This is a genomic window from Brevundimonas terrae (assembly GCF_011761985.1).
GTDB classification, from domain to species: domain Bacteria; phylum Pseudomonadota; class Alphaproteobacteria; order Caulobacterales; family Caulobacteraceae; genus Brevundimonas; species Brevundimonas terrae.
The window spans coordinates 12896-37539 of record NZ_JAASQT010000010.1 but is presented as its reverse complement, the minus strand read 5'-3'; the positions used below and the strand labels follow the sequence as shown (position 1 = coordinate 37539).

The following is a 24644-nucleotide window of genomic DNA, read 5'->3' as shown; positions in this document are numbered from 1 at the left end:
ATCGCAGCCGTCAGCGTGGTCTTGCCATGGTCAACGTGACCGATGGTGCCGATGTTGCAGTGCGGCTTAGTGCGTTCGAACTTTTCCTTGGCCATCTTCTAGCTCCTGGGTGCCCCGAAACGGGGTCCAATTTTAGGGATTGATAGGGGGCGATTTGCTTACAAACCGCCCCGATTTCAAGTGTCAGTCGTCAAAAGACGGCTGATTAGGCGTACTTTTTGATCACTTCGTCGGCGACGTGGCTCGGCACCGGCTCGTAGTGGTCGTATTGCATGGTGAACTGGGCGCGACCTTGCGACATACCGCGCAGGGTGTTCACGTAGCCGAACATGTTGGCCAGCGGCACGAAGGCGTTCACGACAACCGCGTTACCGCGCATGTCTTGGCCTTGGATCATACCGCGACGACCGTTCAGGTCACCGATCACCGAACCCAGGTACTCTTCCGGAGTCACGACCTCTACAGCCATGATCGGCTCGAGCAGCTTCGGAGCACCCTTTTCCTTCAGTTCACGGAAGGCGGCACGCGAAGCGATTTCGAAGGCCAGAACCGAGGAGTCAACGTCGTGGAATGCGCCGTCGATCAGGGTTGCCTTGACGTCGATAACCGGGAAGCCAGCCAGCAGGCCGTTTTCCTTGGCCGACTTCAGGCCCTTTTCAACACCCGGGATGTATTCCTTCGGAACAGCACCGCCGACGATGGCCGACTCGAACACGAAGTCCGAACCCGGTTCGCCCGGTTCGAAGACCAGCTTGACGCGGGCGAACTGGCCCGTACCACCGGTTTGCTTCTTGTGGGTGTAGTCGATTTCGACCTTTTTGCCGATCGATTCACGATAGGCAACCTGCGGAGCACCGATGGTCGCTTCGACCTTGTAGGTACGCTTCAGGATGTCGATCTTGATGTCGAGGTGCAGCTCGCCCATGCCCTTCAGGATCGTCTGGCCCGACTCGTGGTCGGTCGAAACGGTGAAGGACGGGTCTTCCGAAGCCAGCTTGGCCAGAGCCACACCGAGCTTCTCTTGGTCAGCCTTGGTCTTCGGCTCGACTGCGATTTCGATAACCGGAGCCGGGAATTCCATCTTCTCAAGGATAACCGGCGACTTCAGCGGGTCACACAGGGTGTCGCCGGTACGGGTTTCCTTCAGGCCAGCCAGAGCAACAATGTCACCAGCATAGGCAATCTTGATGTCTTCGCGGTTGTTCGAGTGCATTTGCAGCATACGACCAACACGTTCACGCTTGTCGCGCGACGAGTTCAGCAGCGATTGACCGGTTTCCATCGTGCCCGAGTACAGGCGGCAGAACGTGATCGAACCAACGAACGGGTCGTCCATGATCTTGAACGCCAGAACCGACAGCGGCTCTTCGTCCGAAGCCTTGCGGGTTACCGGCTCTTCGGTCTTGAAGTCGATGCCCGGGGTCGGCGGAATGTCGACCGGCGACGGCAGGTAATCGACAACAGCGTCGAGCAGCGGCTGAACGCCCTTGTTCTTGAACGCCGAGCCAGCGAGGATCGGGTAGAAGGCACCGGTCAGAACAGCTTTACGGATGCAGCGCTTCAGCACTTCAACCGACGGCTCTTCGCCACCGAGGTACGATTCCATGGCTTCGTCGTCGATTTCGACGGCGTTATCGACCAGATACTGACGGGCTTCAGCCACAGCATCAGCCATATCAGCCGGAATGTCGACGAATTCAGCCGGAGCACCAACCTGGTCGGTCGACCAGATCATGGCTTTCATTTCGACCAGATCGACAACACCCTTCAGGTTCACTTCCGAACCGATCGGCAGTTGGATCGGCACAGCCTTGGCACCCAGACGGTCGCGGATCGACTGAACCGAAGCGACGAAGTCAGCGCCGATCTTGTCCATCTTGTTGACGAACACGATACGCGGAACGTTGTACTTGTCGGCTTGACGCCAAACGGTCTCGGTTTGCGGCTCAACGCCAGCGTTACCGTCCAGAACCGTCACAGCACCGTCGAGCACGCGCAGCGAGCGTTCAACTTCAATGGTGAAGTCAACGTGGCCCGGGGTGTCGATGATGTTCAGACGCTTTTCTTTCCAGAAAGCGGTCGTCGCGGCCGACGTGATGGTGATGCCGCGTTCTTGTTCCTGGTCCATCCAGTCCATGGTCGAGGCACCATCGTGCGTCTCGCCCATTTTGTGGTTCTTGCCGGTGTAGAACAGGATACGTTCGGTAGTTGTAGTCTTGCCCGCGTCGATGTGGGCCATGATACCGAAGTTACGGTAGTCTTCGATTTTGTGTGTACGGGCCATTGGTCTTGCCTTCCGGGTGGCTCGCGGACGCCGCGAGCGCCCCCGTTGTGTCAGAAATGACGGCGCGGGCAGTTCCAGAAAATGGATGCCCGCACCAAATCGCCTAAAGTGCAACCGTCCCCGTACCGAAGTACGAGGACAGTTTTAAGACGTTTACCAGCGGTAGTGGCTGAATGCGCGGTTGGCTTCGGCCATCTTGTGGGTGTCTTCACGCTTCTTGACCGTGGTGCCACGGTTGTTCGAGGCGTCCAGCAGCTCGGCAGCCAGCTTCTCGGTCATGGTGTTTTCACCACGCTTGCGAGCAGCGTTTACCAGCCAACGGATGGCCAGGGCGCGGCGACGGTCCGGACGGACTTCAACCGGAACCTGGTAGGTAGCACCACCAACGCGACGCGAACGGACTTCAACCGTCGGCGCAACGTTTTCCAGAGCCTGGTGGAAGGTTTCCACGGCGGTCTGGTCTTTTTTCTTTTCAGCCAGAATGTCGAAAGCACCGTAAACGATGTTTTCGGCAACAGCCTTCTTACCTTCGTACATGACGTAGTTCATGAACTTGGTAACGATCAGATCACCAAACTTGGGATCCGGCAGAACTTCACGCTTCTGGGCGCGGTGACGACGGGACATGAGAGTATCCTCTTAAATCTTGTAGTGCGCAGGAACGCGAGTGGCTTACTTCGGACGCTTCGCACCGTAGTGCGAACGGCGCTGCTTACGATCCTTGACGCCTTGGGTATCCAGCACACCGCGCAGGATGTGGTAACGGACACCCGGAAGGTCCTTCACGCGGCCACCGCGGATAAGCACAACCGAGTGCTCTTGCAGGTTGTGGCCTTCACCCGGGATGTAGCAAACGGCTTCAACGCCGTTCTTGGCCAGGCGAACCTTGGCAACCTTACGAAGAGCCGAGTTAGGCTTCTTCGGGGTGGTGGTGTAAACGCGGGTGCAAACACCGCGACGCTGGGGCGAACCCTCCAGAGCCGGAACCTTGTTACGGACCGGCTTCGGCTTACGGGGCTTGCGGATCAGCTGGTTGATCGTGGGCATTCTGTTTCGTCTCTTACGATATGGAAGCGTGTGCCTTTCGGCCGGAGCGCCTCATTGCCTTCTTTTGGACGGTAAAACCGCCCGGGTTTGGACTTCGAACTGAAAGGTGACCTCCAAACGGAAAAACCGGAACGCGCGCTTCGGGCGTTCCGGCGGGCACAGCCCGTCCGATCAATTGTCACTTTCCAGCGGACGGCGAACCGCCCACGTCTCGAAAGTGGGTGGCTTCTACGCGCCGCACAGCGATCCGTCAAGTTCGGGGCTGCAATCCTTTACAGAACCTTAAATGCCTTAATCCTTAAGGTTTGCATGCCTATTCATCCCGAACTTGTCATTTCACGGTTGTCGCCAAACCTGTGTTCATGGGACGGTCGATTCTCAAGGGTGATAAGCAACTGATTGCCCTGATTGAATTGCGTCTGATTGATTTGCATACGGCTTGCGTGTCCCCCTCCACCTAATGGCAGCGGTTCATGGGTTACAGCTTATCGGCCATACCAAGGCCCATTCCCTCGTCGCGGGGACGGCAACGTAGCGCACTTTTGCTGGCCTCGGTGGCCCTGCACGCGGCGATATTGATTCCGGTTGCCCTGAACACCGTCTTCATCCCGACCTTTGACGAAGACAATAGTTTCGAGGTCTGGCTGGATATGCGGCCACCGGAACCCCGACCCGAGCCCCTGACGCCACCCCAGCCAAAGCCGTTGGAGCGGCCACAGGAGCGGACTGAACAGCAGCTTCAGGACATTGTCCCCGAAACACCGCCCGAGCCACCGCTGGAACGTCCTGTTGAACCGCCCGTCGAGCAAAGACTGAACCCTCTACAACAGGCACAGGTGGAGCGCACAGAACGCGCCCTGCCCCAAGTCCAACAGCAAAGGGCGCAAGATACCCAGTCCATGGATGATGCCGCCCCCGGTGCCATCAGCGATCTGGACACGACCGCCCTGCCCAATGTGACCGCCCGCATTACCCGCCCCCATATCGAGGCCATCGACGGGCCTGTGAGCGAGTCTGTCAGCGAGATTCAAAACCGCAGCCTGCCCTCTGTCGTCTCCGGTCAAAGCAACGCCGCCAACCAGACCAGTCAGAACGAAGCTGCCGACCAGAGCCGCGATCAGGCAGGCGCACCGGATGCCCCTATTCCACGCCGCACACGTATAGACGAAGACGCCGAGGCCGCCCTTGCCGCTGCGGCGGCTGGCGGGGCGCTGGATGATGCATGGACCTATCGCCCCGAAAGCGGTGGCGCGTCCGGTGGGGGAGCGCCTGCGGGCGGATCGTCCGGTGCAGGTGGTGTTGCAGGCAATACCGCCACCCAGATGGGCCGCATCTATTACGGGCGCACAACCCCGCTGGACTGCACCCAGCCACAAATGCTCAGCGATGTTCAGCGTTTAAGCTGTGACAGTGCCGATGCCCGCCGAATCCGCGAAGCTATTGAACGGGGTCGTCGCGTCATGGGTACCGGCGATGCGGCGCGCGATGCCCGCAATGCTGCCGAGGGCCAACAACAGCTCAATGACTATGAGCGCCGTCGTGCGCCCCTACGATCCGGTGTCGGTGTGAGCCAAGGCTCTATTCAGGGCGGATCAGGCCAAGGCGAAGCTTTGGACGAGCTGTCCGGCACCAACCGCGAAATACGCAAACTTCAGGACCAGATCGGGGCCAGTAACAGTCCGCGCGCCCCAAATACCGCTCCCGCAACGCCACCCCGTGACTAGCCCATAGATTTGCCACAATGGATGCCAAGTCTCGCAAATAACGCTGGCATTTACGGGGCAATATATGAGGCGGCAGAGCAAGCGCAAACAGCACTGGCTGGGAGGTGCCGCATCGGTGGCCCTCCACCTTGCCGCCATTGCCGCGCTTGCTTTCGGGGCCAAGTCGGTACTTCCCCCCGCCAGACCGCAAGCCCCTACGCTCTATATCGAAATAGAACCACGGCCCCTTATTGACGGTGAAAAACCGCGTGTCGTTGCCCCGCAACCGGACGACATCGCCATTCAGTCCACTGATCGAAACCAACGCCCTACCGCTAGGGATGCCCTCCCCGACCGTCCCCAGCCAAGGCTGGCTCAGGGCGTCAGTCCAGATCAATCGGCTGAAGATACATCGGCATGGCAGGTCGCGCTGCAAAGCACCGATGATGAAACCTCACGTCGTGTCGGACAAAGCCTGCGGACATCGGTGCTAGGCTGTCAGTATCCCGACCGCCTGACCCAGCAAGAGCGGGATGTCTGTGACGATCGTGAAGGTGAGCGCACGGCCCGTGCCCTAGAGCGGCTTCAGCGTATTCCCGGCAGCGGTAATGCCCGCCGCGATGCCCGCTTTGAAGCCGAGGGTCGTCAGCGTCTGCAAGCCTATGAAAGCCGTCGCCGCACGCCTCCCGACAGCGAACGCGGCAATGGCGGCGTCGTTGAAGGTGTCGGCAGCAATTTCGGGATGGGCGTGGCCGGTCGCCATCTTGATCCCACCCATCAGGTCGACAGCGTCGCCCCCATCCAGACCAAGCGCGACGGGCCGGTTGAACACCGCATCCGCCGAACGCCTCACTAGCCACAACACCCAAAAACAAAGGGCGGTGCCAGATGGCACCGCCCTTCATTTTCAGCTCAAGCCTGAAAACCGGATTAGTTCTTGTCCAGTTCCAGAGCCAGATCGGCCGGCAGCGGCTCCACGGCGTCTTCGCGAGCTTGGGTAAGCTGCGCGTCGCGCTCGTTGGCAACCTTTTGCAGGCTGCGCAGGTAAGCGCCCGTACCAGCCGGGATAAGACGGCCGACGATGACGTTTTCCTTCAGGCCTTCCAGCGTGTCCTTCTTGCCGTGGACAGAAGCCTCGGTAAGCACGCGGGTGGTCTCCTGGAACGAAGCTGCCGAGATGAAGCTGCGGGTTTGCAGCGACGCCTTGGTGATGCCCAGCAGGACCGGTTGCGTGATCGCCAGACGGCCACCGCGCTTCTCGACCTTGGCATTTTCCAGCTCGGCTTCTGCCACTTCGACCGTGTCGCCACGGATCAGGGTGGTTTCGCCCGAGTCGATCACTTCGACCTTTTGCAGCATCTGGCGAACGATCACCTCGATGTGCTTGTCGTTAATCGGCACGCCTTGCAGACGGTAGACTTCCTGAACCTCGTTGACGAGGTATTCGGCCAGAGCCTCGACGCCCTGAATACGCAGCAGATCGTGCGGATCGGGGTTGCCGTCGATGATGTAGTCGCCCTTCTGGATCAGATCGCCGTCGTGGACGGAGATATGTTTGCCCTTCGGGATCAGGAATTCCACGGCCTCGGCCTGGTTGCCATCGGCATCCGGCTCCGGCGTGATCTTGATGCGGCGCTTGTTCTTGTAGTCGCGACCGAATTCTACACGGCCATCCATTTCGGCGATGACAGCGCAGTCCTTCGGACGGCGGGCTTCGAACAGTTCGGCAACACGCGGCAGACCGCCGGTGATGTCGCGGGTCTTGGCACCTTCGGTCGGGATACGGGCGATAACTTCACCCGGCTTGACCACGTCACCGCTCGACACCGACAGAATGGCACCAACCGGCAGCAGGTAACGGGCATCCGTACCCGAAGACAGACGGGCATAGCTCTCGCCAGCGATGATGCCCAGGGCCGGACGCAGGTCCGCACCACGCGGGCTTGCACGCCAGTCCGAAACAACGCGCTGTGCGATGCCGGTCGCCTCGTCGGTCTCTTCCTTGACGGACAGACCTTCGACCAGATCCTCAAAGCGGATGCTGCCACCCACTTCGGTGATGATCGGGTTGGTATACGGGTCCCACTCGGCCACGCGAGCGCCCTTGGCAACTTCTGCGCCTTCCTTGACGCGCAGACGTGCACCGTAAGGCACCTTGTGGGTTTCGCGTTCCTTGCCGTCGACCATGATCGAGATGACCACGTTGCGGCTCATCGCCACCAGATCGCCGTGCGGCGCGGTAACGGTCGGACCGGCAATCTTGGCCACACCGGCATTGGTCGCTTCGTAGAACGAAGTGTCCGAAACCTGTGCGGTACCGCCGATGTGGAAGGTACGCATGGTCAGCTGGGTACCCGGCTCACCGATCGACTGTGCCGCGATAACACCGACAGCTTCACCGATGTTCACATTGGTACCGCGGGCCAGATCGCGACCATAGCAGTGGGCGCAGATACCGGCTTCGGCTTCACAGGTCAGGCCCGAACGAACCTTAACCGCAGCGACGCCCATTTCGTCGATGGTCTCGACTTCCTCTTCCTGCAGATAGGTATCTGCGGGGAACAGGACGTTGTCGGTACCCGGCTCCATGATGTTCTCGGCCGCATAGCGACCCAGCACACGTTGGCCCAGCGAAACCAGAACGTCACCGCCTTCGGTCACGGCGCGCAGTGTGATGCCACGGGTCGAACCACAGTTCTCTTCGGTGACGATCGAGTCTTGCGCAACGTCCACCAGACGACGGGTCAGGTAACCCGAGTTGGCGGTCTTCAGTGCGGTATCGGCCAGACCCTTACGGGCACCGTGGGTGGAGTTGAAGTACTCCAGAACGGTCAGGCCTTCTTTAAAGTTCGAGGTAATCGGGGTCTCGATGATCTCGCCGGAAGGCTTGGCCATCAGGCCGCGCATACCGCCAAGCTGCTTCATCTGGGCTTGCGAACCACGCGCACCCGAGTTGGCCATCATGTAAACCGAGTTGATGTCCGGGTTCTGGCCCTTGATCAGTACACGCGGACGGGCGATTTCGGCCATCATGGCGTCCGAAATCTTGTCCGAGGCCTTCGACCAGGCGTCGATGACCTTGTTGTACTTCTCGCCCTTGGTGATGAGGCCGTCAGCATATTGCTGCTCGTACTCTTCAACCTGGGTGCGGGTTTCGTTGACCAGGGTGTACTTGGCGTCCGGAATGACGATGTCGTCCTTACCGACCGAGATGCCTGCCTTGGCGGCTTCACGGAAGCCGAGGCCCATCATCTGGTCCGCAAAGATCACCGTCGCCTTCTGGCCGCAGTGACGATAGACCTGATCGATCAGGTTACCGATTTCCTTCTTGGTCAGGTTCTTGTCGACCAGACGGTAGCCGATGTTCTGGTTGTGCGGCAGAAGCGCACCCAGCTTCATACGGCCCGGCGTCGTGTCGATCACCTTGGTGATCAGCTCGCCTTCCGAATTCATCTCGGTCCAGCGTGCCTTCACCTTGGAGTGCAGGGTCACAACATTGGCGTCCAGCGCCGCGTCGATTTCACCCATATTGGCGAACAGCTTGCCTTCACCGCGTTCGCCATCCTTGACGAGCGACAGGTAGTACAGGCCCAGCACGATATCCTGCGAAGGCACGATGATCGGCTTGCCGTTGGCAGGCGACAGGATGTTGTTCGTCGACATCATCAGGACGCGCGCTTCCAGCTGTGCCTCGAGGCTCAGCGGAACGTGCACGGCCATCTGGTCACCGTCGAAGTCGGCGTTGAACGCGGTACAGACCAGCGGGTGCAGGCGGATAGCCTTACCTTCGATCAGTTTCGGCTCGAACGCCTGGATGCCCAGACGGTGAAGCGTCGGTGCGCGGTTCAGCATGACCGGGTGTTCGCGGATAACCTCGTCGAGGATATCCCAAACGGCCGGTTGTTCACGCTCGACCATACGCTTGGATTGCTTGACGGTACCCGACAGGCCCTTGGCATCCAGACGCGCATAGATGAACGGCTTGAACAGCTCCAGAGCCATCTTCTTGGGCAGACCGCACTCGTGCAGCTTCAGTTCCGGACCCACGGTGATAACCGAACGGCCCGAATAGTCGACGCGCTTGCCCAGAAGGTTCTGGCGGAAGCGGCCCTGCTTGCCCTTCAGCATGTCGGCGAGCGACTTCAGCGGACGCTTGTTGGCACCCGTGATGACGCGGCCACGACGGCCGTTGTCGAACAGGGCATCAACCGATTCCTGCAGCATCCGCTTTTCGTTACGGATGATGATGTCAGGCGCACGAAGTTCCATCAGGCGCTTCAGGCGGTTGTTACGGTTGATGACGCGACGATACAGATCGTTCAGGTCGGAGGTCGCAAAACGACCGCCATCCAGCGGCACCAGCGGACGCAGTTCCGGCGGGATGACCGGCACGATGGTCAGGATCATCCACTCGGGCTTGTTGCCCGACTCGAGGAAGGCTTCCATCAGCTTCAGACGCTTCGAAGCCTTCTTCGCCTTCATTTCCGACGGGCTGTCGGCCAGTTCGGCGCGGTGCTTCTCGGCTTCGGCGTTCAGGTCGATCGCCATCAGCAGGTTGCGGACAGCCTCGGCACCGATTTCGGCGGTGAAGCCGTCATCGCCGAACTCTTCCTGATAGTGGTAGAACTCGTCTTCCGTCAGCAGTTGGTTCTGCTTCAGCGGGGTCAGGCCCGGCTCGGTAACGATGTAGTTCTCGAAGTACAGAACGCGTTCAACGTCCTTCAGCGCCATGTCCAGCATCAGCGAGATGCGCGACGGCAGCGACTTCAGGAACCAGATGTGGGCCACCGGAGCGGCGAGGTCGATGTGACCCATGCGCTCGCGACGAACGCGGGCCAGGGTAACTTCAACACCGCACTTCTCGCAGATGATGCCCTTGTACTTCATGCGCTTGTACTTGCCGCACAGGCATTCGTAGTCCTTGGTCGGGCCAAAGATACGGGCGCAGAACAGGCCGTCACGTTCCGGCTTGAACGTACGATAGTTGATCGTTTCCGGCTTTTTGATCTCACCGAACGACCACGAACGGATCTTCTCGGGTGAGGCCAGAGCGATTTTGATTTGGTCGAAGGTCGGAGTGACCGGGACCGGGTTGAAGATGTTCAGGACGTCCTGGTTCATCTTTTATCCTTCTGCGGCAGGGGCCGCGAAAATCATTCAGAGCAGAGGGGCTGATTAGAGAGAGCCCCTCCCCGCCACTGCGGGGAGGGAAACTTCAAAGGATCAGCTGTTCTCCAGCTCCACGTTCAGACCCAGCGAGCGCATTTCCTTGATGAGAACGTTGAAGCTCTCGGGAATGCCGGCCTCGAAGCTGTCGTCACCACGGACGATGGCCTCATAGACCTTGGTACGACCAGCCACGTCATCCGACTTCACAGTCAGCATTTCCTGCAGGGTGTAGGCGGCACCGTAAGCTTCCAGAGCCCAGACCTCCATTTCCCCGAAGCGCTGACCGCCGAACTGCGCCTTACCACCCAGCGGTTGCTGCGTGACGAGCGAGTACGGGCCGATGGAGCGGGCGTGGATCTTGTCGTCGACCAGGTGGTGCAGCTTGAGCATGTACACATAGCCAACGGTGACCGGACGCTTGAACTGTTCGCCGGTTTGACCGTCGTACAGGATCGACTGGCCCGAACGGTCCAGACCGGCTGCTTCCAGACGGTCTTCGATGTCCGAGATGCGGGCACCGTCGAAGACCGGCGTTGCAAACGGAACGCCCTTGGACAGGTTTTGCGCCAGCTCGATCAGGTCTTCATCGGATTCCGGCAGCGGGGTGTCCTCGCCGTAGATTTCCGTCAGACGCTTCACCAGCTCTTCGCGCTGGCCGCCATCCATCCACTCTTCGAGCAGGATCTTGATCTGCTTGCCGAGGCCAGCAGCTGCCCAACCGAGGTGGGTTTCGAAGATCTGGCCGATGTTCATGCGCGAAGGCACGCCCAGCGGGTTCAGAACGATGTCGACGTGCGTACCGTCTTCAAGGTGCGGCATGTCCTCGATCGGCAGGATCTTGGAGATAACGCCCTTGTTGCCGTGACGGCCGGCCATCTTGTCGCCCGGTTGAAGCTTGCGCTTCACGGCAACAAAGACCTTGACCATCTTCATTACGCCCGGCGGCAGTTCGTCGCCGCGTTGCAGCTTCTCGACCTTGTCTTCGAAACGACGGTCCAGAGCCTTACGCGCGTCTTCGAACTGCTTCTTCATGGCTTCGAGTTCGGCCATGGCCTTCTCGTCGTCCAGAGCGATCTGCCACCACAGGCCCTTGGACACTTCGCCCAGAACGTCGTTGGTGACTTCGCCACGGCCAATGCCCTTCGGACCCGACACAGCGGTCTTGCCCAGCAGCAGCGGCTTCAGACGGCCATAGACGTTGCGCTCGAGGATCTTGAGCTCGTCGTCACGGTCCTTGCCGAGGCGTTCGATTTCAGCGCGTTCAATGGCTTGAGCGCGTTCGTCCTTGTCGACGCCGTGGCGGTTGAATACGCGCACGTCAACGATGGTACCGGCAACGCCCGGCGGCAGGCGCAGCGAGGTGTCGCGTACGTCCGAAGCCTTTTCACCAAAGATGGCGCGCAGCAGTTTTTCTTCCGGCGTCATCGGGCTTTCGCCCTTCGGCGTCACCTTGCCGACCAGAATGTCACCCGGTTGCACTTCGGCACCGATGGCCACGATACCGGCTTCGTCGAGGTTGCGCAGGGCTTCCTCACCGACGTTCGGGATGTCGCGGGTGATTTCTTCTGGGCCAAGCTTGGTGTCGCGGGCCATGACTTCAAACTCCTCGAGGTGGATCGAGGTGAAGATGTCATCGCGCACGATGCGCTCGGAGATCAGGATGGAGTCTTCGAAGTTGTAGCCGTTCCACGGCATGTAGGCGACGAGGACGTTACGGCCCAGAGCCAGATCGCCCAGATCGGTCGAAGGACCGTCGGCGATAACGTCACCGGCCTTCACTTCATCGCCCACACGCACGATCGGGCGCTGGTTGATGCAGGTCGACTGGTTCGAACGCTGGAACTTGGACAGACGATAGATATCCACGCCCGAACGGCCGGCGTCGATTTCCGACGTGGCGCGCAGAACGATACGGGTACCGTCAATCTGTTCAACCACACCGTCACGGCGGGCGACCACAACAGCGCCGGAGTCACGCGCCACGACCGATTCCATACCGGTACCCACCAGCGGGGCGTCGGTTTGAACCAGCGGCACGGCCTGACGTTGCATGTTCGCGCCCATCAGTGCGCGGTTGGCGTCATCGTTTTCAAGGAACGGGATCAGGGCCGCAGCAACCGAAACAACCTGTTTCGGCGACACGTCCATCATGTCCACCGACTCCTTGGTCAGCAGTTGCGATTCACCGTTCACACGACCCGGAACGATGTCCTCTACAATCTCGCCGTCCTTCAGTTCGATGTTCGACTGGGCGATGGTGTAGCGCGACTCTTCCATGGCCGAGATGTAAACCACCTCTTCCTGGGCCATGCCGTCCTTCACGCGACGGTACGGCGATTCAATGAAGCCGTACTTGTTGACGCGTGCGTGGGTGGCCAGCGAGTTGATCAGACCGATGTTCGGGCCTTCCGGCGTTTCAATCGGGCAGATACGGCCATAGTGGGTCGGGTGAACGTCGCGGACTTCAAAGCCTGCACGTTCGCGGGTCAGACCACCTGGGCCAAGCGCCGAAAGGCGACGCTTGTGGGTGATTTCCGACAGCGGGTTGGTTTGGTCCATGAACTGCGACAGCTGCGACGAGCCGAAGAATTCACGAACAGCCGCAGCGGCCGGTTTGGCGTTGATAAGGTCGTGCGGCATGACCGTGTCGATATCGACCGAGGACATACGCTCCTTGATGGCGCGTTCCATACGCAGCAGGCCGACGCGGTACTGGTTTTCCAGCAGCTCGCCCACCGAACGCACACGACGGTTACCGAGGTTGTCGATATCGTCGATTTCGCCGCGACCGTCCTTCAGACCCACGAGGATCTGCAGAACCTTCAGGACGTCGTCCTTGCGCAGGACGCGGATTTCGTCCGAAACCTCGGGGGTTTCCAGACGCATGTTCATCTTCACGCGACCAACGGCCGACAGGTCGTAACGCTCGGGATCGAAGAACAGCGAGCCAAACATGGCTTCGGCAGCTTCCGGCGTGGGCGGCTCGCCCGGACGCATGACGCGATAGATGTCGAACAGGGCGTCTTCACGACCGGTGTTCTTGTCCACACGCAGGGTGTTGCGCATGTAGGCACCGACCGTGACGTGGTCGATGTCCAGCACGTCGATGGTGTTGAAACCATGCGATTCCAGCAGAGCAATGGAGTCGACGTCCAGCTCGTCACCGGCTTCGGCATAGATTTCGCCGGTTTCGTAGTTGACGGCATCGCTCGCCAGATACTTGGTCAGCAGAGCGTCGGCAGCCAGCGACAGCGACTGCAGACCACCGTCTTGCAGCTTCTTGGCGGCACGGGCCGAGATCTTCTGGCCAGCCGGAGCGACCACTTCGCCGGTGTCGGCGTCGATCAGGTCGAATTCCGGCTTCACACCGCGCCAGCGTTCCGGCTTGTACGGGGTGACCCAGTTATCGCCGCGCTTCTCGTAAGGCACGGTTTCGTAGAAGGTCTTGAGGATTTCCTCACCGTCCATACCCAGCGAGTACAGGAAGGTGGTGGCCGGCAGTTTGCGGCGACGGTCGATACGGACGTAGACAACGTCCTTGGCATCGAACTCGAAGTCCAGCCACGAACCGCGGTAAGGGATCACGCGGGCGGCGAACAGCAGCTTGCCCGACGAGTGGGTCTTGCCCTTGTCGTGGTCGAAGAAGACGCCCGGCGAACGGTGCATCTGCGAGACGATCACGCGCTCGGTGCCGTTGACGATGAAGGTGCCCTTGTCCGTCATGAGCGGGATATCGCCCATATAGACGTCCTGCTCCTTGATGTCCTTGACCGAGCGAGCACCTGTCTCTTCTTCGGTTTCAAAGACGATCAGGCGCAGCTTGACCTTCAGCGGCGCGGCATAGGTCATGTCGCGCTGGATGCATTCTTCAACGTCGTATTTCGGGTCTTCGAATTCGTACGAGACGTATTCGAGGACAGCGCGCTCGTTGAAGTCCTTGATCGGGAAGACCGATTTGAAGACAGCTTCGATGCCTTCATCGCGACGCAGACCCGGACGGCTCTCGCGTTGCAGGAATTGTTCGTAGGAAGCGCGCTGAACCTCGATCAGGTTCGGCATCTGCACGGCTTCCGGGATACGCCCGAAGCTGTAGCGAATGCGCTTCTTACCGGTGAAGGAGGTCGCGGCTGCGATCTTGCCCAAGGCGAGACCGTCGGTGGACTTGGCCATTCTGTTTTCCCAATCGCGGGCCCTGCTTTAGGACCCAGCTCTCAATGCAGCAGCCACGGCACGCCTGAAGGCGGTCCGTGACCGTTAAACGTCTTCTTGGCATCCACCCTCGAACCGGCGGGCGGAACAGGATGCCTTAAATATCCCGCTCCCTTGGGAAGGAGCGACGCCTTCGCACCGGTTCGGAGGGCTTCAAACCGGGCCTCGGCGCAAATCGCGCGGATTCATAGAATCTGCTGAACGGGCACATATAGCACTTGACGCGGCAAAATAAAGGCCCTTAGGCGATTTTCAGGCTCTTATCGCGAGTCTGTATTTCCGTGGTATGGAGTTACCATGAAACACACCCTTACCGCACTGGCCTTTGCCGCCTCTGCTGCCCTCGCCTGCCCCGCTGTGGCTTCGGATTACGACACCGCCAAGGCGGCCTATGACGCCGCCATGGTCCAGTACGAATCGACCCAGGCCCAGTACCGTGCCGCCCAGAACGCATGGGATGCCGGTCAACAGGCCCATCTGGCATGGAATGCCGCCCGCAAGGGATGGAACACCACCGAAAGCGGCCTGCAATACCGCCTCGTCGGCAAGGCCAATGCCGATGGTGCCCAGCCTGCGGAAACGGACACCGTCATGGTTCACTATCGCGGCAACCTGATCAACGGCACCGAGTTCGACAGCTCCTATTCGCGCAACGAGCCGACCAGCTTCCCGCTGAACCGCGTCATCAAGGGTTGGACCGAGGGTGTGGCCCTGATGCGCGAGGGCGAAACCTACGAGTTCCTGATTCCGGCCAATCTGGCTTATGGCGAACGTCGCATGGGCGACGATATTCCCGCCAACTCGGCGCTCTATTTCACCGTCGAACTGCTCAAGGTGAACCCGTAAGGGATCAAAGGGCGGCTTTTTCGTGGACTAAGCCGCCCACCTGTCGCCTAAACCCTTGACGGGACAGGCTGCGACGTCTTGCTTTCCCCCACATTATTGCCGCAGTTCGCGGCCCTTCTGGGGGAAACACCTATGTCCCGACGCACCCTTGCGGTTTGCGCCTCCGCTCTTGCCCTTTTGGTTGCCGCGCCAGCACTGGCCCAGACGGGTGCCGCCGCGCCTGCCCTGCCGGTTTCGCTGATCGAGATTCCAGCCGTCTCGGATCAGGTCCTGTCCCAGCCGATTACCCTGTGGGTCGATGCCACCGACATCGAGCGCCGCATTATGAGCGTGCGCCAGTCCATTCCGGTCAAACAGTCCGGCCCGATGGTGCTGTTCTATCCGCAATGGCTGCCCGGTAATCACGGCCCCGTCAGCCCGATCTCCCAGATTGCCAACCTGCAATTCTCGGCCAATGGCCAGCGTATCGAATGGGTGCGTAACACCCTGCACCCTTGGTCCTATCAGGTGAACATCCCCGAGGGTGTCACTTCGCTGGAGGTCAGCTTCCAGTGGCTGACCCCACAGGCCGATGCACAAGGCCGCGTGGTAATGACGCCGGAAATGCTCAACCACCAATGGGAAAAGGCGCTGCTCTATCCCGCCGGTTATGCCAGCCGCAATATCGGCTTTATGCCGCGCCTGAAACTGCCGGAAGGGTGGGACTATGCCGGTGCCCTCAAGGTCGAGGGCACGATTGACGGCTATCTGGAGCTGGAGCCAATCAATCTGGAGCATCTGGCCGACAGCCCCGTCTTTGCGGGCAAGCATTTCAACCGCATCGATCTGGATACAAGCGGCCGCTCGCCGGTCTATCTGAACATTGTGGGCGACAGTGCCGACATGGTGAAGATCAAGGACGAGCACCTGCAACTGCACCGTAATCTGGTGACACAGGCCGACCGCCTGTTCGGTGCGCGCCATTATGACAGCTACAACTTCCTCGTGGCCGCCTCCGACCGTCTGGGCGGGATCGGTCTGGAGCACCAGCGTTCCAGCGAGAACAGCGTCGCCACCAAATACTTCACCGACCCGACCGCCACGCTGGCCGACCGTGACCTGCTGGGCCACGAATACACCCACAGCTGGAATGGCAAATGGCGTCGCCCTGCCGACCAGATGGTCGCCAATTTCAACGAGCCGCTGCAGAACTCTCTTCTGTGGGTCTATGAGGGCCAGACCCAGTATTGGGGCCTGATCCTGACCGCGCGTGCGGGCCTGATGACCAAGGACGAGGCGCTGGGTGTGATGGCCATGGCCGCCGCCCAGTTCGACACCGCCCCCGGTCGCCAGTGGCGCGCCCTGCAAGACACCACCAATGACCCAATCATCCAGCAGCGACGCCCGCAACCGTGGCCCAGCATCCAGCGCTCCGAGGACTATTACCGTGAAGGCTCGCTGATCTGGCTGGATGCCGACACCCTGATCCGCCAGAAAACCAATGGCCGCAAATCGCTGGACGATTTTGCCAAGTCCTTCTTCGGTTCGGATGACGGCCAGTGGGAGGCCGCGCCCTATACGTTCGAAGATGTGGTGAGCCACCTGAACGGCATCGTCGAGCATGACTGGGCCAGCTTCCTGCGCGAGCGTGTCGATGCTGTCGGCCCCGACAGCCACGGCCCGATGAACGGCTTTACGCAGGGCGGCTACCGTCTCGTCTTCAAGCCCGAGCCGACCGGCTATATGGCCGCGCTCTACAAGGAACTGGGCCGCAACGATTTCGTCTATTCGCTGGGCATGATGCTGAACGGCTCCAACCGCATCACCTCGGTGACGTGGGACAGCCCTGCCTTCAAACAGGGCCTGACCCCCGGTTGGGATATTGTCGCCGTCAATGACAAGGCCGCCTCGAGCGATGCCCTGAAGGACGCCATCAAGGCCGCCGCCGAAGGGGGCGCGCCCGTGACCCTGATCGTCAAGCGTGATGACCGTTTCCGCACCGTCACCTTCGACTATACCGGCGGACTGCGTTACCCCCATCTGGAGCGCATCGAGGGTACGCCTGACTATCTGGGCGATATCCTGTCGCCCAAGGCCGCAACCCCGCGCCGCCGCTAAGCCTGCACCGAGTTAAATAGAGTATCCGATGATGAAGTCCCGTCTCGTTCTTGCCACCCTGCTGCTGTGCGGCACGGCAACCGGTGCGCTTGCACACAGCCCGTGGTCCGGCACGATGGCCCCTGTGGCCCCTACGCCCCAGAACACGCCGCTGGCCCTGCCTCGCGCCATCCCGCCCATTCCGGCCCCGACCCAAGCCGCCTATCCGGGCGTCATCCGCTATGAAGTCGATGCCAGCGATGTCGAGCGCAAGATCGTACGCGTGCGCCAGACCATTCCGGTCACGGCGGGCGACCTGACCCTGCTTTATCCCAAATTCCTGCCCGGCAACCATGCCGCCACCGGCCCGATCCAGTTGATCTCGGGCGTAACGGTCACGGGTGCAGGCCAGCGCATCGAATGGCTGCGTGACACTATCGATCCCTACGCCTTCCACGTTGAAGTGCCTGCGGGCGTGTCAGAAATCGTCGTCGAGTTCCAATGGCTGACCCAGCCGGACAACAGCACATGGCGTGTCGTGATGACGCCCGAAATGCTGAACCTACAATGGGAAAAGGCCCTGCTGTATCCGGCGGGCTATCATTCGACCGGCATCACCTTCCAGCCGTCCATCAAGCTGCCAACCGGCTGGAACTATGGCGTGGCGCTGGACACCGACAGCTTTGAAGGCGGCGTGGCCAATTTCAAGCCGGTGGACCTCTACACGCTGATCGACAGCCCGCTTTTCGGCGGTGCCAATTTCAAACGCGTTGATATTGATCCCGACGGTTCCGGCGTTCACCTGAACATTGTTGGCGACAAGCCCGACCAGATCAATCCGACCCCGACCCAGATCGGCTATTACGAGAACCTGATCACTCAAGCCGACCGCCTGTTCGGTGCCCGCCCGTATGACCGCTACGAGTTCCTCGTGGCGACCACCAAGCATCTGGGCGGTATCGGTCTGGAGCATCACCGCTCCAGCGAGAACAGCGTACCGGACGACTTCTTCACCAACTGGGGCAAGAGCCTCGGCTCCATCGGCCTGTTGCCGCACGAATATGTCCACACATGGAACGGCAAGCGCCAGCGCCCTGCCGACGAGCTGACCGCCAACCACAACATCCCCAGCCAGAATACCCTTCTGTGGGTCTATGAAGGCCAGACGGAATATTGGGGCGACGTGCTGACATCGCGCTCGGGTCTGGCACCTGTGGCCGACATCATCACCTCGTTTGCCGAGGTCGCGGCCTTCTATGACAACCAGCCCGGTCGTGAGTGGCGTCCGCTTCAGGACACCAACAACCACAACCTGCTGGGTTACCGCACGTCCAACCCCTATGCCTCGTGGATGCGCGGCACGGGCGACTATTACCGCGAAGCCCTGCTGATCTGGCTGGATGCCGACACCCTGATCCGCGAAGCCACCAACGAGCGCAAATCGCTGGACGATTTCGCCAAGGGCTTCTTCGGCGGTGACAATGGCTCCTACGCCCCGCGCGGCTATGTGTTCGACGATGTGGTCGCGGCCCTGAACGCCGTGCATCCTTACGACTGGGCGACCTTCCTGCGCACCCGTCTGGATGCTGCTGGCCCAGACGCCAAGGCTCCGCTGGATGGTCTGGCCCGCTCTGGCTACCGCCTGACCTATACCGACACGCTCACCGAAGCCGAAAAGAAGATCCAGACCGGCTGGAAAACCGATTTCCAGTACTCGCTGGGCTTCACCCTCAGCGCCACAAACCGCATCAGCGGAATCCGTTGGGGCGGTCTGGCGTTTGAAGCCGACATCGGGCCGGGCTGGGAGGTGATCGCGATCAACGATCTGGCCGCCAATGCCGACCGTCTGCGCGAGGCTGTGAGCGCCAATAAGGATGGCTCCGCCCCTATCAAGCTGCTGCTCAAGCGTGGCGACGCCTTCCGCACCGTCCAGTTCGACTATGCTGGTGGCCTGCGCTATCCGCGCCTTGAACGCATCGAAGGCACCCGCGACCGCCTGACTGAAATCCTCAGCCCGCGCCGTCGCTAAGCTCAGCCTAGACACGACAAAAGGCCCGCCATCACGGCGGGCCTTTTTTGTATCCGGCTGCCAACCGGCAAAGAAAAAGGCCAGAGGTTTCCCTCTGGCCCAATCCTTGAAGGCTCTGGAGTACCAGAGGCCAGATCAGAAATCTTACTTGATTTCGACCTTGGCGCCGGCTTCTTCCAGCTTCTTCTTCAGTTCTTCAGCAGCTTGCTTCGAGACGTTCTCGACAACAGCAGCCGGAGCAGCTTCTACCAGTTCCTTGGCTTCTTTCAGGCCCAGGTCGGTACGAACGCCGCGAACTTCCTTGATCACGTTGATCTTCTTGTCGCCGCCGTCCACCAGCATAACGGTGAACTCGGTTTGCTCTTCAGCAGCTTCAGCCGGGGCAGCGCCACCAGCAACAGCAGCAACGGCGACCGGTGCAGCAGCCGAAACGCCCCACTTGTCTTCCAGCAGCTTCGACAGTTCAGCGGCTTCCAGTACGGTCAGAGCCGACAGTTCTTCAACGATCTTGGCGAGGTCAGCCATTTTGATCTTCCTTCGGTAGGATTGTTATTACAGAGATATGCAGAGATGACGGGTCTTAGGCGGCGTCTTTGGTAGCGTAAGCATTGAAGACGCGAGCCAACTGGCCAGCCGGAGCTTGCAGAACGCCAGCAACCTTGGTTGCCGGGGCTTGCAGCAGGCCGATGAGCTTGCCGCGCAGTTGATCCAGCGACGGCAGCTTGGACAGGGCGTCGATGCCCTTGGCGTCCAGAACGTTGTCGCCCATGAAACCACCAACGATAACGAAACGATCGTTACCCTTGGCGAATTCTGCCGAGACCTTGGCAGCGGTGACCGGGTCAGCAGCGTAGGCAATACCAACCGGACCCTTGAACAGGTCGTGGTATTCGCTGCCGGCTTCGACGCCCAGCGCCTTCAGCGCCAGACGGTTTTTCACCACCTTAAACGCGCCGCCTTCTTTACGAAGGCGACCACGCAGGTCTTCCATCTCCGCAACGGTCAGACCCAGATTGTGGGTCACAACCACGGCGCCCGCGTCGGCGAACACGCTTTTCAGCGATTCGATCGACTCGGCTTTTTGTGCGCGGTCCATTGCGGTCTCCAGAGTAGGAATTCGTCGCCGAGCTTATTCCCGACAACGGATTTGGTTCATGCCCCTTGCGTTGCCGCAAAGGTCACTAGCCGGTAGATTGTCCGAAGGAAGCGTGCCTCATCCCGCCCATAAGGCTGGATCGAGGTCTTTGCATCCCCATCTCCCCACGGCACCGGAAAGGCTATTCCGGCAGTTATGGCATGGGTGACCCCCACGCCCCGAAGTTCTCGGACAGGCCCCGATGCGTCCGAGGACCCATCAGGATGGCGGCTCTATACACTGTCACCCACGAAAAGCAATGGGCGCATGCCTAAAGCCTTTTAATCGATACGACGCTCAGCGTCTGGATGACTTTCCAGTGGTGGCATCACCACCTTTTACATCACCACAATCATTGGCAGCACACATCTGGGCCATGAGGTCGGTCATATAGGCCAGCAACATCGGCTCTTGCAGTTCGCCGGTCTCGATGCCGATCTGCACCTGCTTGGACGCAATGGTGCGACCGATCGGACTTTCATAAAAATCCACCATGGCTTGCAGTTCTGCGGGGGTAAAACGTGTGGCGTACACAGTTTCGATCTGCCCCATGAAAGTGCGGACATGCGTGATCAGAATCGGACCCGCATTCTTTTCCATCCACGCCCCGATCTGTGCATCGGCATCCCGCAGTCCGCTCGCGGCCATGACACTGGCCATATAGTCCAGCAACTGCTTTTCCATATTGGGCGTGGTGATCGCAATCACGCGTGCAGCCAGCGCACGGCTTTGGGCGCTCGGCTCAATAGCTACGCCCGCATCCTGTGACGCAGTTTGCACTGCCATCGCTGGCACAGCCGCCCCCAGCAGCGACAAGGCCGCAAGGCCCGACACCACGACCTGACCCATTTTTCCGCGCATGCGCCATCTCCCGAAAACTTCGTCACAAGCTATGCCATAATCGCGTCGATCACCATGCCCCATCCCTCGGGGGCCTAGGCTACGGCAAGCCGCAGTCCAGCCCGCAACGCATCGCCATTGCCGATCTGGTTTTCGAGCGCGGCATGTTCCTCGATCCAGACCTTCGTCGCTTGCGCCAGCACAGTCCGCCCCGCATCAGTCAAGGCTACACGCCGCCCGCGCCGGTCTTGTTCATCCACGGCCACTGTAATCAGTCCCGCCCGTTCCAGCGGCTTCAGATTGGCGGTCACGGTTGAGCGATCCATCACCAGCAGTTCGGCAACCGCGCCTATCATTGGTGGCTCCGGCCTGTTCAAGCCGTTCAGCAGCGAGAACTGGCCGCTGGTAATCCCGAAAGGGCGAAACGCCTCGTCAAACCGTCGGGACAAGGCCCGCGCCGCGCGCTGGGCATGCAGGCACAGACAATGATCGCGAATATGCAGAGTCTGCGCAAAGACAGCCGGAAGATTTGACATAGAGTCAATTAGGTTGATATCAAATCTACTGTCAATGCACGGCGTCATTGAGGGCGTCCTTACATGTTGAAGGAGCAACCCATGATCGAAGTCACCGCTTTCAAATGGGTCCCCGACTTTGCCCAAGGCTCGGTACGCGACCTGCGCGTCCGCTGGGCATTGGAAGAAGCCGGTCTTGGCTATGACGCGCGACTGATCGGGTTTGAGGACCAAGCAACGCCGGCCTATCGGGCCATGCAACCCTTCGGGCAGGTGCCCGCCTATAGAGATGGCAAGGTGCAGATGTTCGAGAGCGGGGCCATTGTCCTGTGGATCGCGCAAGCCTCGCCTGAACTTATGCCTGCCGACGACGCGGGGCGGGCCATGGTCATGTCATGGCTGTTCGCCGCTATGAACAGCATCGAGCCGTTCGTTGCTGAACTGGCCGGTATAGACTTCTTCAACAATGAAAAGGCTTGGGCATCCCAGCGCCGCCCCGAGATAGAATCCGACCTGCGCAAGCGACTGGGCGAACTTCAGGATGCCTTGGGAGATAAGAACTGGTTCGCCAATAACCGCTTCAGCGCCGCCGATATCCTGATGGTCCATGTGCTGCGCGATCTGCGCCACACACCCATCCTTGCCGACTTCCCTGCACTGGCCGCCTATGTCGAACAGGCCGAGGCCCGCCCCGCTTTCAAGCGCGCGCTAGCCGACCAACTCAAGCCGTTCCGTGAATACGAGGCCAGCCACCCGACCTCGTCCTGACGGATCGAGCCAGATCAGATACGAGTGCCCGTATCGGCAAAGGTGCGGATCAGTGCCGCCAGATCCGGCTCGTCCACGCTGGATGCGGCCTCTTCGGCGCTCATCCATTGGCGCGTGCGTTGATGCAGTTCGGGCCAGCTTCCCAACTGGATCAGAACTTCCAGCGGATACACGTCCACGACGCACGGCACCGAACGTCCGTCCTTGAACCGCTTGTCATAGATATAGGACCCCATGGCGTTCGGGCTGATATCCCCCTGAACCCCGGCTTCCTCATAGGCTTCCTGTGCGGCGGCCAGATGGTCGCTGAGGTCCGCCATCAGGTTGCCCTTGGCGATAACCCACCGCTTCGTCTCGCGCGACGTGACCAGCAACACCTCGACCTGACCGCCACGCAAGCGCCACGGCAGAGCCGCGATCTGGCGAAGGGATATATCGGCATGTGTCTTGTTCATATCGCTTTAGAGGTCCGAACGGCAGTCAGGCCCATGCCGTGACACGAGCTTTTAAATAGCAACAGGGGGTGCAGCGGGCTTTCACCGCCTCGGGCACAAAAGGTCAACCGCGCCCAACGTCTTGGCTTCAATATTCATCCGAATACTGAACAATCCTGTCCTTGTTAAGCCGTGGCGACCCAATCTGCAAACCGGTCCAGAAAACGCTTCTGGAAGCTGGCATCACGTTCACTGGCAAAATCGCCCGCTTCGGTGAACAACCCGTCTTTGACATGCACATAGACTTCGGGTTGCGGCAGGATTTCCAGATTCAGAACAACCGCAATCTGGCGAAAATGCATTTGCGACAGATCGGCCCCGCGCGCGCCCGGTGAAGCGCCACAAACCGCAGCCCGCTTGCCGGCCCACGCATTGCCGCCACTGGCCCGCGAGCACCAGTCCAGCGTGTTCTTCATCAGTGCCGTCACCGAGCGGTTATGCTCTGGCGAGACAAACAACACGCCGTCCGCCGCCTGTATGCGTGCCTTGATGTCACCCAGCACCGTCGGCATGTCTGCCTCGAGGTCCATATTGTACAGCGGCAATTCCCCGACAGGCAGATAGTCGAACACCATCCCCTCGCCTGCCAGTTTTTCAAGGGCCTCGGCATAGGTCTGGTTGATCGAACCCTTGCGGGCGCTGCCGACAACAACGGCAATCTTCAGCCTCAAAGCCATACGATAGTTCCCCGAAACGATATTTCTGTGCGCGCAATAGACCAACCCGCATAGCCCAGAATCGGCACCTACCCTAGCCGTCGTGGTGGCCCCAAAGAAAACGGCCCCGCAGATTGCTCTGCGGGGCCGTATCCTTATGCCTTGCGGCAAACGTCGCTATCAGGCGCCCAGCGAAGCCGGATCAACCTTGATGCCCGGACCCATGGTCGAGGACAGAGCGATACGCTTGACGTAGGTGCCCTTGGCACCCGACGGCTTGGCCTTGCTCAGCGCGTCGACGAAGGCCTTCACGTTCAGCTCCAGGGCGTCCTGGGTGAACGAAGCCTTGCCGATACCGGCGTGAACGATACCGTTCTTTTCGACGCGGAACTCAACTGCGCCGCCCTTGGCGTCTTTAACAGCTTGAGCAACGTTCGGGGTCACGGTGCCGACCTTCGGGTTCGGCATCAGGCCGCGCGGGCCCAGTACCTTACCGAGGCGACCGACCAGAGCCATCATGTCCGGCGACGCGATAACGCGGTCGAATTCCATGAAGCCACCGGCGATCTTTTCGTACAGGTCTTCGGCACCAACGTGTTCAGCGCCAGCCGCGGTTGCTTCAGCAGCCTTGGCATCCTTGGCGAACACGGCGACGCGAACGTCACGGCCGGTACCCGACGGCAGGTTCACAACGCCACGGACCTGTTGGTCGGCGTGACGCGGGTCAACGCCCAGATTGACGGCGATTTCGATCGACTCGTCGAACTTGGCCTTGGCATTGTCCTTAACCAGCTTGATCGCATCAACGTATGCGATCAGGTCTTCGGTTACACCAATGCGTGCTTTTTGAGCTTTGGTTTGCTTAGCCATCTA

Annotated in this window: 19 protein-coding genes; 6 read left to right on the top strand and 13 right to left on the bottom strand. The window is 60.2% G+C overall.

The features are described from left to right. From FHS64_RS14050 to rpsL, 4 genes are all read right to left on the bottom strand, one after another. The coding region (locus FHS64_RS14050; protein ID WP_132095103.1) for a GTP-binding protein at positions 1-95 on the bottom strand (95 nt) is incomplete at its 3' end. Between the two features lie 110 nt (positions 96-205). Further along, on the bottom strand, positions 206-2284 hold the full coding sequence (fusA, locus tag FHS64_RS14045) for an elongation factor G (protein ID WP_167179414.1): 2079 nt from the start codon (positions 2282-2284) through the stop codon (positions 206-208). Positions 2285-2437: 153 nt separating this feature from the next. Continuing rightward, positions 2438-2911, bottom strand: coding sequence for a 30S ribosomal protein S7 (gene rpsG / locus FHS64_RS14040; protein ID WP_167179412.1), 474 nt, complete (start codon positions 2909-2911; stop codon positions 2438-2440). Positions 2912-2956: 45 nt separating this feature from the next. Continuing rightward, positions 2957-3331, bottom strand: a complete 375-nt coding sequence (gene rpsL, locus FHS64_RS14035; protein ID WP_003165508.1) for a 30S ribosomal protein S12 — start codon at positions 3329-3331, stop codon at positions 2957-2959. A gap of 473 nt (positions 3332-3804) precedes the next feature. On the opposite strand from rpsL, the gene FHS64_RS14030 reads away from it, so the two are divergent. Together FHS64_RS14030 and FHS64_RS14025 are read left to right on the top strand one after the other, a co-directional pair. Then, a complete protein-coding gene (locus FHS64_RS14030; protein WP_167179410.1) occupies positions 3805-5055 on the top strand; it encodes a hypothetical protein in 1251 nt (416 codons plus the stop codon). A gap of 64 nt (positions 5056-5119) precedes the next feature. Next, positions 5120-5890 (top strand): hypothetical protein, encoded by a 771-nt coding sequence (locus tag FHS64_RS14025; protein ID WP_167179408.1) that lies wholly within the window; start codon positions 5120-5122, stop codon positions 5888-5890. A gap of 74 nt (positions 5891-5964) precedes the next feature. Here the strand turns inward: FHS64_RS14025 and rpoC are convergent, their stop codons facing one another. Further along, positions 5965-10155 (bottom strand): DNA-directed RNA polymerase subunit beta', encoded by a 4191-nt coding sequence (gene rpoC / locus FHS64_RS14020; RefSeq protein WP_167179407.1) that lies wholly within the window; start codon positions 10153-10155, stop codon positions 5965-5967. 102 nt (positions 10156-10257) lie between these two features. Then, positions 10258-14373, bottom strand: coding sequence for a DNA-directed RNA polymerase subunit beta (gene rpoB / locus FHS64_RS14015; RefSeq protein WP_167179405.1), 4116 nt, complete (start codon positions 14371-14373; stop codon positions 10258-10260). 336 nt (positions 14374-14709) lie between these two features. Between rpoB and bamJ the strand changes: the two genes are divergently transcribed. From bamJ to FHS64_RS14000, 3 genes are all read left to right on the top strand, one after another. Then, positions 14710-15258, top strand: coding sequence for a BamJ family beta-barrel-assembly machinery protein (gene bamJ, locus FHS64_RS14010; RefSeq protein ID WP_167179403.1), 549 nt, complete (start codon positions 14710-14712; stop codon positions 15256-15258). 132 nt (positions 15259-15390) lie between these two features. After that, positions 15391-17355, top strand: coding sequence for a M61 family metallopeptidase (locus tag FHS64_RS14005; protein WP_167179401.1), 1965 nt, complete (start codon positions 15391-15393; stop codon positions 17353-17355). A 28-nt stretch (positions 17356-17383) separates the two neighbouring features. After that, complete coding sequence (locus tag FHS64_RS14000) at positions 17384-19363, top strand: M61 family metallopeptidase (RefSeq protein ID WP_208381048.1); 1980 nt, start codon at positions 17384-17386, stop codon at positions 19361-19363. Positions 19364-19507: 144 nt separating this feature from the next. On the opposite strand, the gene rplL is transcribed toward FHS64_RS14000, so the two are convergent. The 4 genes from rplL to FHS64_RS13980 form a co-directional block, all read right to left on the bottom strand. Then, positions 19508-19888 carry a 50S ribosomal protein L7/L12 gene (gene rplL / locus FHS64_RS13995; protein ID WP_167179399.1) on the bottom strand — a complete coding sequence of 127 codons (381 nt, stop codon included), beginning with the start codon at positions 19886-19888 and terminating at the stop codon, positions 19508-19510. Between the two features lie 55 nt (positions 19889-19943). Beyond that, positions 19944-20459, bottom strand: coding sequence for a 50S ribosomal protein L10 (gene rplJ / locus FHS64_RS13990; protein WP_167179397.1), 516 nt, complete (start codon positions 20457-20459; stop codon positions 19944-19946). Between the two features lie 336 nt (positions 20460-20795). Beyond that, complete coding sequence (locus FHS64_RS13985) at positions 20796-21359, bottom strand: DUF2059 domain-containing protein (RefSeq protein ID WP_167179395.1); 564 nt, start codon at positions 21357-21359, stop codon at positions 20796-20798. Between the two features lie 74 nt (positions 21360-21433). After that, on the bottom strand, positions 21434-21874 hold the full coding sequence (locus FHS64_RS13980) for a MarR family winged helix-turn-helix transcriptional regulator (RefSeq protein WP_167179393.1): 441 nt from the start codon (positions 21872-21874) through the stop codon (positions 21434-21436). Between the two features lie 81 nt (positions 21875-21955). Here FHS64_RS13980 and FHS64_RS13975 point away from each other — a divergent pair, with 81 nt between their 5' ends. Beyond that, entirely contained in the window at positions 21956-22621 is a 666-nt protein-coding gene (locus FHS64_RS13975; protein WP_167179391.1) for a glutathione S-transferase family protein, read from the top strand. 14 nt (positions 22622-22635) lie between these two features. Here FHS64_RS13975 and FHS64_RS13970 read toward each other — a convergent pair whose 3' ends face one another. From FHS64_RS13970 to rplA, 3 genes are all read right to left on the bottom strand, one after another. Further along, on the bottom strand, positions 22636-23076 hold the full coding sequence (locus FHS64_RS13970) for an NUDIX hydrolase (protein WP_167179389.1): 441 nt from the start codon (positions 23074-23076) through the stop codon (positions 22636-22638). Between the two features lie 164 nt (positions 23077-23240). Beyond that, positions 23241-23792, bottom strand: coding sequence for an NADPH-dependent FMN reductase (locus FHS64_RS13965; protein ID WP_167179387.1), 552 nt, complete (start codon positions 23790-23792; stop codon positions 23241-23243). 159 nt (positions 23793-23951) lie between these two features. Beyond that, positions 23952-24641, bottom strand: coding sequence for a 50S ribosomal protein L1 (rplA, locus tag FHS64_RS13960; protein ID WP_167179385.1), 690 nt, complete (start codon positions 24639-24641; stop codon positions 23952-23954). Between the last annotated feature and the right edge of the window lie 3 nt (positions 24642-24644).